General features: G+C 37.4%; 7 protein-coding genes. 6 read left to right on the forward strand and 1 reads right to left on the reverse strand.

Annotated elements, in window-relative coordinates; all coding sequences use genetic code 11:
* The first annotated feature begins 72 nt into the window (after positions 1–72).
* The 5 genes from IV512_RS10520 (at position 73) to IV512_RS10540 (ending at position 12512) form a co-directional block, all read left to right on the forward strand.
* Complete coding sequence (locus IV512_RS10520) at positions 73–1113, forward strand: LacI family DNA-binding transcriptional regulator (RefSeq protein ID WP_209403131.1); 1041 nt, start codon at positions 73–75, stop codon at positions 1111–1113.
* A 174-nt stretch (positions 1114–1287) separates the two neighbouring features.
* Positions 1288–4323 carry a SusC/RagA family TonB-linked outer membrane protein gene (locus IV512_RS10525; protein ID WP_209403133.1) on the forward strand — a complete coding sequence of 1012 codons (3036 nt, stop codon included), beginning with the start codon at positions 1288–1290 and terminating at the stop codon, positions 4321–4323.
* Positions 4324–4332: 9 nt separating this feature from the next.
* On the forward strand, positions 4333–5928 hold the full coding sequence (locus tag IV512_RS10530; RefSeq protein WP_209403135.1) for a SusD/RagB family nutrient-binding outer membrane lipoprotein: 1596 nt from the start codon (positions 4333–4335) through the stop codon (positions 5926–5928).
* A gap of 144 nt (positions 5929–6072) precedes the next feature.
* The gene (locus IV512_RS10535; protein ID WP_209403137.1) at positions 6073–9393 is read left to right on the forward strand and encodes a VCBS repeat-containing protein; all 3321 of its coding nucleotides are present in this window, start codon (positions 6073–6075) and stop codon (positions 9391–9393) included.
* 32 nt (positions 9394–9425) lie between these two features.
* Positions 9426–12512, forward strand: coding sequence for a DUF5107 domain-containing protein (locus tag IV512_RS10540; protein WP_209403139.1), 3087 nt, complete (start codon positions 9426–9428; stop codon positions 12510–12512).
* 44 nt (positions 12513–12556) lie between these two features.
* On the opposite strand, the gene IV512_RS10545 is transcribed toward IV512_RS10540, so the two are convergent.
* Complete coding sequence (locus IV512_RS10545; RefSeq protein ID WP_209403140.1) at positions 12557–13405, reverse strand: DUF2911 domain-containing protein; 849 nt, start codon at positions 13403–13405, stop codon at positions 12557–12559.
* 259 nt (positions 13406–13664) lie between these two features.
* On the opposite strand from IV512_RS10545, the gene IV512_RS10550 reads away from it, so the two are divergent.
* Entirely contained in the window at positions 13665–14162 is a 498-nt protein-coding gene (locus tag IV512_RS10550; protein ID WP_209403142.1) for an SRPBCC family protein, read from the forward strand.
* Positions 14163–14168: the final 6 nt, after the last annotated feature.

Genomic DNA, 14168 nt, shown 5'->3' on the forward strand with positions numbered 1-14168 from the left:
ATATAATTATCTTTGAAGGTTGTGAACTATATCGATTTCGTCGATTCATACACTAACCAGTTTCAACTTTAAATGACCAAGAAGAAATACACGATAAAGGATATCGCGCAAATGGCGGGTGTTTCAAAGGGCACTGTTGATCGGGTTCTTCATAAGAGAGGTAAAGTCTCAGAAGACGCCCATCATAGGGTAAAAACGATATTAAACCAAATAGACTATCAGCCAAATCCTATAGCCCGTAACTTAAAAAAGAACAAGATTTACCGAATCTGCGTACTTATGCCCGATTGGCGCATAGACCCCTATTGGGAACCTGCAGAACAAGGTATTCAACAAGCTATAGAAGAGTTCAAACCTTTTGGTGTAACAGTTGACAAATTTTTCTACCATCCACATGAAATACAATCCTTTGTTACCAAAGCTAATGACATCTTAAATTCTACACCAGATGTACTTGTGATGGTACCCCTTTTTCAAGAAGAATCTATCAAAATTCTAGAAGAGTGTAGAGAAAAGAATATCAGGGTTGCTTTATTTAACAATCACATCAACACCTTAAACAATGAGATTTTCGTTGGACAGGACCTTTACCAAAGTGGTAAAGTGGCAGCAGGGCTAATCGACAAAGTATCGAGATGTAATGCTAAAATTGTCGTTGCCCATCTTGACAAAGAGGCCCATATGGAGCTCAAAGAAAATGGTTTCAAGTCTTACTTTGAAGAAAAAAAACATTCTCAGATAAACCTGATAAGTCAATCTTTTCACACGGATAACGATGAAAAATTCAACAGCGATGTATCTGCCTTTTTAGAACTGCATCAAGATATATGTGCAATTTTCATCACAAATTCAAAAGCGCATAAGCTTATTGGTCAAATAAAAAGAAGTAATTCTAAAATCACAGTTGTTGGTTATGACTTACTTGAAGAAAATATCGATTGTCTTCGAAAAGGTCAAATTGAGTTTTTAATTCATCAAAAACCAAAAAGACAGGCTTATCTAGGCATTTGTTATTTTGTTGAATATTTTTTATTCGGTAAAGAAGTTCCAACTCGTATGCTCCTTCCCATTGACATTATTACTTCAGAAAATGTGGGCTACTATTTAGACTAAAATAAAAGTAAGAAAAGTCTATTGCGGAATTGCCAGATTAGACATCCGTTTTTTGCTAAGTCAGTGTGTTCGAACACATTTTGGGCTATTTCTACTTGTGTAATTAAAATTTTAGTTTAAATTCACCTAACCTTAAGAAAATGTTAAACTAACTTCTTGCTAAAAATCAACATTATGATTAAAAAACTAATTGTATTTTTTGCGTTTATTCTTGGGACAATCCCATTGCTAGCGCAAAACGAAACTGTAACCGGTACGGTTACCGATGCAACGGATGGGTTTCCCCTTCCCGGTGTAAATGTTTTAGTTCAAGGTACCACAAACGGTACCCAAACAGATTTTGATGGTAACTACTCCATCGAAGCTGCGGAGGGCGATATACTTGTCTTCTCTTATCTAGGTACAAAAAGCCAAAGTGCAACAGTCGGTTCCTCCAAAGTTATTAATGTAGCGATGGAAGAAGATGCCAGTCAACTTGACGAGGTAGTTGTGACGGCACTAGGTATTAAGAGAGAGGAAAAAACTTTGACCTACGCCCAACAAACTGTGAAGTCTGATGAATTGACAAAAACTCGTGATCCGAACTTTATGAATGCACTATCGGGTAAAACGGCTGGTGTCGAAATCAAAAAGAGTAGTTCTGGTGCTGGTGGTTCAACAAAAGTTCTTTTAAGAGGTAGCAAATCATTAGAGGGAGACAGTTCTCCCCTCTTCGTGATCGATGGTGTACCCATTGCTAACAATAGAGGTAGCCAACCCGGCATGTGGGGCGGTACAGATAGTGGCGACGGTCTTTCGGCTATTAACCCTGATGATATTGAAAGTATTAGCGTACTCCGTGGGGCCAATGCTGCTGTTCTTTATGGTAGTCAAGGGGCCAATGGTGTTGTAGTTATTACAACCAAAAGCGGCAAATCAGGTAAGACTACTGTCAATTTCAACAGTAGCTACACTTTCGAGCATTATTTAGAATTACCAGATTTACAATTTAAATATGGTTCTGAAGGCGGAGCGAAAGAAAGTTGGTCAACCAGTGCAGGAAATTATGATGATTCTTATGTGGAGAACTTTTTTCAAACAGGTCATAATTTCAATAATTCCGTTAGCGTAAGTGGTGGTAATGAAAAAACGCAGGCATATTTTTCATATGGCAATATTAGAGCATCTGGTATTACCCCCTCAAACACATATGATAAGCACAATTTTACGTTTAAGCAGTCTACCAAATTATTTAATGACAAGGTAACAGTCACTTCTAACGTAATAATGGCTCAAGAGGAATCAGAAAATAGATTGCCATCAGGTTATTATTTAAACCCCTTAACAGGTCTTTATTTCTTTCCTAGGGACCAAAATTTCAACCAGTACAAAGAAAATTATGAGGTTTTTGACGGAACACGTAATATCATGTCGCAAAACTGGTTTGTTTCGGATCACCATCAATCCAACCCATACTGGATTATCAATAAGCAACCTCTCACTTCCGATACCAAACGTGTTATAGGCAACCTTTCTTTGAAATATGATATATTAGACAACCTTAGCTTACAGGTAAGGGGAAGTGTAGATTATGCCTCTAAACTTAATGAGCAAAGACACGCGGCCACGTCCAACTCTACAAATGTACACGCCAATGGAGCGTGGAATTATAGTAAGACCGAAGATCAATTACATTATACCGATGCTATTTTATCTTATAATACAAATTTAACCGATGACATCACCCTAAATGCTGTACTGGGGGCAAGTTACCAAAAAAGCGAATATGGCACAGGAGTTCGAGTTGGTAGAGATGGTGCTGGTTCTGGCACACTTGGGCTAATTTATCCTAATGAATTTAATTTTCAGAATTTGCCGACAAATGTTCTTGTAGAATCGACTACTAGCGGTACTATAATTAAGGAAGGAGTATTCTTCAATGGCCAATTTGGTTATAAGGACATGTTATTCTTTGATTTTTCAGGAAGAAATGATTGGGCCTCTACCCTAGCATTAACAGGAAATGATTCATATTTCTATCCTGCTCTGGGCTTAACAGCTTTAATTGACCAAATGATAACTCTTCCCGAAGCAATAAGCTTTGCAAAATTACGTGGGTCTTGGACACAGGTCGGAAATGAAGTGCCATGGAATCTTATCGCGCCAAGCAATTCAATAGTAGGCTCTTTAGGTGACTTGCAAAGACAGACCCAAACACCCTTTTTTGATGCCAAACCAGAAATAATTACAAGTTGGGAAATTGGTTTTGATTTACGTTTTCTTCAAAATCGCTTAGGTCTTGATTTCACTTATTATGATATAACTAGTAATGATCAATTCTTAAGAGCTGATCTAAATGAGTCAGATAGCCAAGGTGGGTATACACAAGCTTACATAAACACAGGTGAAATTACTAATAAAGGTCTTGAAATCACCTTAAATACCACTCCTATTCAAAATGAAAACTTAGAATGGAACTCATCTTTAAACTTTACTACCAACAAAAATAAAATAGTTGATATAGGCCCCGATGATTCTAAGTTCTATAATTTGGGAACATCTGAAGGATACTATTCTCGCTTATACGAAGGAGGTTCATATAATGACCTTTATGTTATAATGTTCGATAGAGATGAACAGGGTAGAATCAAATTTCAAAATGGTACACCTGTTAAACTAACCGAGCCGGAATTAGCAGGAAATCTTGATCCGAAATGGAGTTTAGGTTGGAACAATAGTGTTTCTTACAAAAGACTCTCCTTAGGGGTGCTAATAAATGCAAAGTTTGGAGGTAAGGTATTCAGCCAAACAGAATCTTTATTTGACGGCTATGGTGTTTCGCAGAGAACTGCTGATGCCAGAGACGCAGGAGAAGTGATAGTTGATGGGGTAGATATTGATTCTGGCAATGCAGTAACAAGTGTTGATCCTGAAACTTGGTACAATGCTATTGGCAATAGAACGCCTATAGGAGAAAACTATGTTTATGATCGAACCAATATAAAATTAAGTCAGTTTTCTCTGGGTTATAATTTTGATTTATCGAACTCTTCGTTACCGATTAAGGCTGCGAGCCTATCCTTTATAGGAAATAACCTCTTATTTATTTATAAAGACGCACCTTTTGACCCAGAACTAGCTATTAGTACCGGAAGAAGTTCTCAAGGTCTGCATAACTTCAATCTTCCTTCAACGGGAACGTATGGATTTAACCTTAAATTAACTTTTTAAAAAAAAGGCATGAAAAATTATATATATATACTGGTATTTCTACCATATTTATTTGCAAGCTGTACAGATGATTTTGTAGAGGCCAACACTGACCCATTTGACATAACGGATGAGTCTCTTAAACAAGATTTCAATAACGTGGGGTCTTTCTATTCAGGTATGCTATATGAAATTTTTGGTAATCAAATTGACCATAATTTAACAAATGTTTCCTATGCCCAGGCATTAGCCCAACCCACTAGATTTGTTGGTAATGTCAACAATACCACTTATTACATTACATGGAATGGATATTGGGCCAGAGAATATGATAATGTGATGGCACCTGCCAAGCAAGTTATTGGAATTGCCGAGACAGAAAATTACCCCATGTTCGTAGAATGGGCCAATTTAATCAGAATACTTTCAATGTCAAGGTTAACCACATATTACGGGCCTGTACTATATTCACAATACGGTATTGAAGGTACTGCCCAATATGACAGTGAACCCGAATTATACGCAGCGTTTTTTAGTGATTTAGACAGAATTATTTCTACATTCAGTGCAAACACCGATTATGTGGGCTTCAATGCCTTTGACAAAAGTCCATATGGTGGTAATGTAGCAAGCTGGGCCAAATTTGCCAATTCTCTTAGATTAAGGTTGGCGATGAGAATTTCAAAAGCTGACCCAGTGCTAGCTAAGGCACAAGGAGAAAAAGCCCTTGCTGACCCAGCCGGACTTATTGAGACTAATGCCGAAAATATGTTGATTTTTTTAAATGGCAACAAATTTCACCCAGCTCAAATTTGTTTTGAGTGGAATGATACAAGAATGAGTGCTAAAATGGAATCAATACTAGTAGGCTACAAAGATAATAGAATCCACTCCTATTTTGAGCCGGTAGCAGATGCTACCCTAGTTAGTGACCATCCAGATTGGCCCTATAAAGGTATTAGAAATGGCGGGGAGCTGATTGCTAAAGATGATCATACACCTTATTCTACAATCAATGAAGACTTCAATTTTCCAGACAAAGTAACCACAAGAAAGGTCTTGAGTGCAGATGAAGTATTTTTCATTAAAGCAGAGGCCGCACTACGTGGGTGGGCAGGTGCAGGTGATGCTCAAGAAAATTATGAAACTGGTATACAAACCTCCTTCGACTTGTGGGGTGCTCCTGGGGCTTCAGACTACTTATCTGACAACACTAGTATACCTATTGATTATAACGACCCCGTTTATGATGATTTAGAAGATGGTACTGTTAATGACTTCACCAATAATATAACTAATACAGTTGCTTGGGACGAAGCCGCCGACAATGAAACCAAATTAGAGAAAATAATTACTCAAAAATGGATTGCAGCTTTCACCAATGAAATGGAAGCGTGGGTTGATTTTAGGCGTACAGGTTATCCAAAATTAACACCAGTTTACCAAAATAGTAGTAATTCTGATTGGGGAATAGTGCCTGAAGGTGAATTTATTAAGAGAATGCCTTATCCAAATTCTGAGAGAGAGGGAAGTCCTGAAACAATTGCTGATGCAGTATCGAAACTCGGCGGACCAGATGAAATAAACACCCGCTTATGGTGGGACACAGGCGCACCCAATTTTTAATTATTATTTTTAATTGTTTGATAGTAAAACCTGTAGGCTGCCAATCCTACAGGTTTTTTTATAGCATAACCAAGCAACAGGGAGTAGAAGATTTTTTAAGGAAAAATATCTTAAATTATGACTTACCAGATTAAACAATGAGATATGCATACTAAAATTTTTAAAGTTTTACTATTAACGCTATTAATGCACATCTCAACTTCTTGCGAAGATGAAGATAGGAGTAAGATGTTCACTTTGCTTTCCGAGAGCAAAACAAATATTAACTTTAAAAATTTTTTAAAGGAAACCGATGAGTTCAATATCCTAACATATGGTTATATCTATAATGGTGGCGGTGTATCGGTCGGCGATATAAATAATGATGGGCTTCAAGATATTTATTTTACGGGCAGTATGGTCGGCAGCCACCTTTACCTAAACAAAGGTGATTTTACATTTGAAGAAATTGCCAAAGATGCTGGTGTTTTTGCGGAAGGATTATGGAATACGGGCACTACCATGGTCGACATAAACTCCGATGGCTATATAGACATTTACGTATGTAGGTCCGCCGCTAAAAATGATGTCAAGCGAAAGAATTTGCTTTTCATTAATAATGGAGATCTCACCTTTACAGAACGGGCATCAGAATATGGTATTGATGACCCGGGCTATTCCACCCAAGGAACCTTCTTCGATTATGACAAAGATGGTGATTTAGATTTGTATGTTGTAAATCATTCTATTCAAGAATATGCTAGTTTTAGACAAGTTTCGAATAAGCTTAAAGAAAAAAGAAATCCATATTTCGAAGATCATTTTTACATCAATGAAGATGGAAATTTCTTAATATCCAATGATAAGGTTGGGTTGACTTCCAATGTTTTGGGTTTTGGCCTTGGCGCTGCCGTATCGGATGTCAATGATGATGACTGGCCCGATATATATATCTCGAACGATTTTAATGAACAGGATTACCTGTATATTAATAACCAAGACGGTACGTTTACCGAAAGTCTTGAACGATTTATTGGCCACACTTCACACTTCTCAATGGGCTCTGATGTTGCCGATATCAACAATGACGGGTACCCAGAAATAATGACATTGGATATGCTACCTGAGGGTAATTTCAGACAGAAAATGGTTTCTGGGCCAGATAATTATGACAAATTTCAGTTTTTGGTCAAATCAGGCTTCTACCATCAATCTATGAGAAACATGATGCATCTGAATAATAATGGAAAGTCATTTTCTGAAATAGGTCAATTTTCGGGTATATCTAGTACAGACTGGAGCTGGGCACCATTGTTGGCTGATTTTGACAATGATGGTTACAAAGATTTATTTGTTACCAACGGAGTAAAGCGAGACTATACGAATATGGATTTTATGAATTATGCCGTACAACAAAAAATGGAAGAAAATCAGGGAGGGGCAGAAATGGCCGTAAATGATTTACTGAACAATATGCCAGCGATTATAGAAGAGAATTACACCTATCGAAATAATGGTGATTTAACGTTTACAAAAGTAAATGCAGACTGGGGTTTAAATCAAAAAACATTATCAAACGGAGCCGCTTATGCAGATTTAGATAATGATGGTGACCTGGATATAATTGTTAATAATACCGACGAATATGCCTCTATCTACAGAAACAATAGCAACCTGCATTCCGATAATAATTATTTAAAGATTTCTCTTAAAGGAAGCGGAAAAAACACGCATGGCATTGGTTGTAAAATAGAAATAAATATCGGTGAACAAATTCAAGTTCAAGAAATGATGCCTACTCGGGGTTTTCAATCATCTGTAGATTATAACTTACTTTTTGGCCTTGGTACTGCCGATACCATTAATCAACTTATAATTACTTGGCCCGACAATAGCAAACAAATTCTTGAAAACGTATCAGCGAATCAATTACTTATACTGGATCAAAAAAATGCCGGTTCCGTTGAAACATCCAAAGCAAAAAAAAACATTACCTACTTTAGTAATATTTCAAAAGACAGTATAATAAATTTTGCACATCACGAAAATAATTATGTCGATTTTAAACGAGAGCAGTTGCTACCTCACAAACTCTCTACCCAAGGGCCAAAAATTGCAAAGGGAGATGTGAATGGTGATGGTTTAGAAGACATTTATATTTGTGGTGCCAAAGGCCAGAGCGGTGAACTTTATATACAGCAAAAAGGCGGTACATTCGAAATATCGAATTCATCCTTTGATCTAGAAAAAGGTTATGAAGATACCAATGCACTTTTTTTTGATGCCGATAAAGATGAAGATTTAGACCTTTATGTAGTCAGTGGTGGTCATGAATTTAATCTAAGTGATTCTCAATTACAAGACCGAATATACTTTAATGACGGCCGAGGAAGCTTTACCAGAAATAGCGCCAGTTTACCACAAATGCTGGTTAATGGTTCTTGTGCTAAAGCAAGTGATTTTGACAATGATGGTGATTTAGATTTATTTGTCGGTGGAAGATCTGTGCCTGGCCAATATCCCATATCACCAAGAAGTTACCTTCTTGAGAATGATGGTTCGGGTAATTTTAAAGATGTAACCCATTCAGTTGCCGAAAACTTACAATCCATTGGAATGGTAACTGATGCCTTATTTACCGATTTCGACGGAGATGAAGTAGATGACCTTATGGTAGTGGGAGAATTTATGACTGTCCGGAGCTTTACAAATACTGGCGGCAAGTTTATAGAGAACACCAAAAGTTCAGGGTTGCAAGATGAATTTGGTTGGTGGAATACTATTAAACCGGGTGATTTCGATGGTGATGGTGATCTTGATTTCATCGTTGGGAACTTCGGATTGAACTCTCAACTGAAGTCTTCAAAAGAAGAACCTGTAGAATTATATTCAAAAGATTTCGATGGCAATGGTTCACTTGATCCAATTCTAACATCCTTCATCATGGAAGAAAGCTATCCCGTTTTTTCGAAAGATGATCTGGTGGGCCAATTGAGCGGACTCAAAAACAAATACGTGAATTATTCCGATTATGCCAATGCAAAAATTTCTGACATTTTTTCAAAAGACGAACTTTCCGGAATAGATATTCTTAAAGCGACAAACTTTGCGACAAGTTATATAGAGAATTTGGGTAAAGGTAAATTTAAAATTAGTGCGCTACCGACACTTGCCCAATTTGCTCCTGTTCATGGTATTTTGGTCGATGATATAAATAAAGATGGCCACCTAGACATAATTCTTGCTGGAAATTTCTACGGCACCAGGGTCAAATATGGCAGATACGATGCCAATAAGGGTGTTCTACTTTTAGGAAACGGTGATGGCACTTTTAAAAATATCAACACCCTTGAAAGCGGACTGAACATAGACGGTGAAGTTCGCGATATTGAAAAAATCAAGCTGGGTACAAGTAAGAATTTATACCTCTTTGCGAGAAACAATCAATCATTAGTTACATATAAACTTAATGCCTCCTCCGAATAATGAAATTTAGTTTTAGCCTTATTGCACTTCTAATGATTCAGTCAGTGACTTTAAGTCTTTGTGCTCAATCTGCATCCATTTCAGAAGTAATTCAGTCATTGGACACATACGGTTTTGGCAAACCGAACCCCGTGCCCATTTTAACTGAAAATCCTAAAATATTTCCTTATTTCAAGTTTGAAGAATATGAACATCAGGCCAAAAAGCAAGATTGGAAAGTGGTCACTTTAGAAAATGATTTTGTTAAGGTTATGGTGCTACCCGAAATCGGCGGAAAAGTATGGGGAGCAATTGAAAAAAGTACGGGCGAAGAGTTTCTCTATAAAAACGATGTTATCAAATTTCGCAATATAGCGATGAGAGGGCCGTGGACATCTGGTGGAATTGAATTTAACTTTGGTATAATTGGCCACCACCCGAATACCGCAACCTCCGTAGATTATCTAACCAAAGAAAACGACGATGGCAGTGTAAGTTGTATCGTCGGCGCCATAGACCTACCCTCAAATACCATGTGGCAAGTTGAAATTCGCTTAGAAAAAGACAAAGCCTATTTTGAGACCAATGCATCTTGGTATAACGCCTCTCCCCTAACGCAGTCTTATTATAATTGGATGACAGGTGCCGCAGAGGCCAAACAAGATTTAGAATTTTTTATTCCAGGTAATGCCTATGTAGAGCACAACGGCGAGGCACGCTCATGGCCTATTGATAGTGAAAACAGAAACCTATCGTACTACAAAAACAATAATTTCGGTCCGGCAAAATCGTACCATATTGTTGGTGGTTATAATGATTTCTTCGGAGGTTATTATCATGATAGCAGTTTCGGCTTCGGGCAATGGGCTCCATATGAAGAAATGCCAGGTCAAAAATTATGGATTTGGTCATTGTCTCGTTCTGGCGGTATCTGGGAAGATTTATTGACCGATTCCGATGGTCAGTATATTGAATTTCAAGCTGGGCGCCTGTTTGACCAATATTTTCCAGGAGAGGTCAACCCTATCAGTCAGGTGGGTTTTCAAGCATACGCAAGTGATAGATGGAGCGAAATCTGGTTTCCGTACAAACAGATAGGTGGCATGGTAGATGCTTCTCCACATGGGGTTTTAAATGTCGAACATGATGACGGAAAATTAAAGATAGGTATCAATGCCTTGCAAAAACTAAATAATACCCTTAAAATCAAAATCAATGGAAAAAGGGTAGTTGATGAAGTTTTGAGCTTAAATACCATGGAGATATATTCTCGAGTATTGGAGGCGAAATCAACGGACAAAGTAGAAGTCGTGATTGAAGGCACAGAATTGTCGTACTCTTCAAATTTGGAAGTCAATAGACTTAAAAGGCCTTTCGAGCCCGATACCGAAGTGAAAATTTCAAAAACGGAACAACTTCTATTTGACGGTACCGAAGCTATGGAATTTAGAGAGTTTAAAAAAGCAGAAGAACTCTTGAAAGAACTGGTAAGCAATGACCCTTACCATCAATCAGGTTTGGTCAAATTAGCAGAATTGGAGTATCGTAAAACCAACTACGATAAAGCATTGGCCCATGCCAATACGGTATTGAAATTAGACACCTACAACTCTGGTGCGAATTATATAGCAGGTATAGGTTATCGCGCCCAAAATGATACCATCAATGCTCTTGAATCGTTAGGGTGGGCCGCACGAGATATGAAATATCGCTCGGTGGCATATGCACAAATGGCCGAACTCTATCTGGCATCAAAAAATTATTTACGAGCTGATAACTATGCTAAAAAAGCCCTTGACTTCAACACTTACAACCTAAATGCTAGAAAAGTGAAACTGGCTACCGCTAGAAAAGCGGGAAATTCTGAGCTTTTTGAAATTGAATTGGAGAAACTTCGAAAAATTGCCCCCCTCTCCTATTTTGCAAACCTTGAAGAGCAATTTAAATCGTCTAAAAATCTTAATTTCAATGTAGACAATGAATTTCCGGCCGAAACCAATTTAACCCTAGCTCTGGAATACAAAAATCTTGGCTTAGCAGATGAAGCTTTACAAATTTTAAGCTTACAAGCTGAAAACACCAAGAATTCGCTGTGGGGTTCATATTTACAAAGAGCAATAACTGACTTTAATGTCGATGACAGCTTACAAGAAATTGCGAAGAAATCTATCGAACTTGTTTTTCCCTATCGAAGAGAAACACTTACTGTATTAGAATGGGCGGTAGAACAGAATGAAAGTTGGAAGTTCAAATATTATTTGGCACAGAATTATATAGCTGTTGGCCATATTGCCAAGGGCGAAACTATATTAAAAGAAATAGGTTTCAACGCAGACTCAGCAATTTTCTATTTATTTCGTGCCAAAATGTTAGGTAATCGATCCGCTGAGGCAGTTGAAGCCGATTATAAGAAGGCATTAGAACTGAATGCAAACGACTGGAAAGTGTGGGAAGAAAATATCCTCTTCTATCTAGAATCCAAAAAATTCGAACAGGCGTATAGGCTATCTAAAAAAGCTTTCAAAAGATACCCGAACAACTACAATATTGGTCTAGCCCATTCAAAAGCGCTGTTAAACGTGAAAAAGTATCAAGAGGTTATTGATATACTACTCACCATTAATGTTTTACCTTATGAACATGCTAGCGAAAGTCGTAAAATTTATGAACGAGTTCATTTGGCCCTAGCAAAAGAGAAGTTAGAAAAAGAACATTATAAAGAGGCTATTGCTATACTTCACAAATCAAAAGAATGGCCCGAAAATATAGGTGTTGGTAAACCATACAATCCTGATGAGAGAGCACAGAACTACGTATTGGCCCTAGCATCAAATTATATAGGGGAGACTGAGAAAAATCTTTCCGCATTGAACGAAATAATCGATTATACCGAATTACATTCCGAAAGAAATACCCTAAATCATCTTTACGGGCTTCTAGCTTATAAAAAATTGGGAGAAACAGAAAAGTTAAATCAACTTCTGCAAATGTTGAAAACAAGTTCTGATGGGCAATCTAAAGAAACCGATTTGGCTTTAGCTTTATTTGAGAAAAATAATAAAAGGATAGAAGAACTGAAGGCGGTAAGTAAAATACCTCATGATATGATAGAAGTGGCCCAGTGGGCGGTAAAGCAATAAGAAAGGCCCCAAATTGGGGCCTTTTAAATTTTTTAAAGACTATCTTATTTAGCTCCCCATTCTTTTAGGGATTCGGTGTTCATTTTGATGTAGTCATCATTACCCGCCTCTTTCGCCTTAGCGAGTGATTTTTTCGCTGCTTTTACAGCACCTTTTTTGTCACCCGATTTAGACTTGATCAACGCCTGTTGACGCAATTGCCAAAAGGCAGGCTCTTCGGTCATCTCTATAGCTTTGTCCATCCACTCATCGGCTTGGGCTATATCTTTGTCCTCACTGCTATAATAAACTGCAGCTGCGTAGTAATCATTGGCAGTTGGGCTCCCGGCCATAACGGTCTTAATATTTTCCGATACCTTGACATCTGTAGGAAAGGTGATAGGAATTGCCACATAAGCTCTCTCCCACATCAACCCTAAATTCGCGCTATTATTGGTCAAATCATCAAAAGTGATAGTAAAAGTTTCGATATCTACCGGTAATTGATAGGCTTCAACCGTTGTTTTGGCCGCAACTTTACTTTCGTCCCATTTTTGTGGAGTACCTCCACCATCGGCCTCAGTGTAGAAAAATACTTCCCACGACTGTTTTCCAGGTTTTGTATATAGTGCATATGAACCTGCTTTAAGTTCTTGACCATCAATTTTCACATCATCACCAAAAGTTACTTTTGTTCTCGCATTTGCACCGGTACGCCACAATTCATCATATTCTTCAAGACCACCAAAAATGGTTCTACCTCGCATTGAGGGTCTTGAATATTCAACAGTTACATCTGTCAGTCCGACTTTTTGCTCAACTTTTGAAAAAGGGCTGGGTGCCGGCGTATTAATTTGTGCCTCAACTGCCGACGATAGCACTAAGGCCATGATTAAAAGGGATAATTTTTTCATTTGAATTGATTTTATAGTTTCCTCAAAACTACTCAGAAAGTAAAATCAGATTTGTTAATAAATCCTTAAATAAAATAATCACAAAATTATCCTAGTTACTCATAATCAAATGTTTAGTTCAAAAGAATTCAAATCTTGAATTATATAGAGATTAAAGCGAATAGAAATTTAAATTGACCCAAAAGATAAAAATCTTAATTGTTTAAGAAAAATCATATATAGTTAAACAAAAATGATTTTATATTTGTGAAAAGTAGGTATGAAGTTTTATCGTTTGTATTCCAAACAATCGCTTCCGATTTCAAAAAAAGAAGCTTGGGAATTTTTATCGAACCCCAAAAACCTGAAGGTCATCACACCAGACCACATGGGTTTTAATATTCTTTCCGGTGGCGATACACCCATGTTTCCCGGTCAAATAATTCAATACAAAGTTTCACTCTTCCCACTTTATTCTACAAAATGGGTAACTGAAATTACTCATGTTAAAGAAGGCGAATATTTTGTCGATGAGCAACGTTTTGGTCCTTACTCCCTTTGGCACCATAAACACTTTATCAAAGAGATCAATGGTGGTGTAGAGATGGAAGATATAATTGACTACAAATTACCGTTCGGCATTCTAGGTCAAATAGCTCATCCTATATTCGTTGAGAATCAATTGAAACAAATATTCTTTTATCGTGAACAAAAACTGACACAATTATTCGGTACTATGCCTAATCGTGTGAAAGAGTTCAAAATGAGCTCTATATAAAATAAA

The sequence above is a fragment of the Pseudozobellia sp. WGM2 genome, from assembly GCF_017810075.1.
Lineage (GTDB): Bacteria > Bacteroidota > Bacteroidia > Flavobacteriales > Flavobacteriaceae > JADNYK01.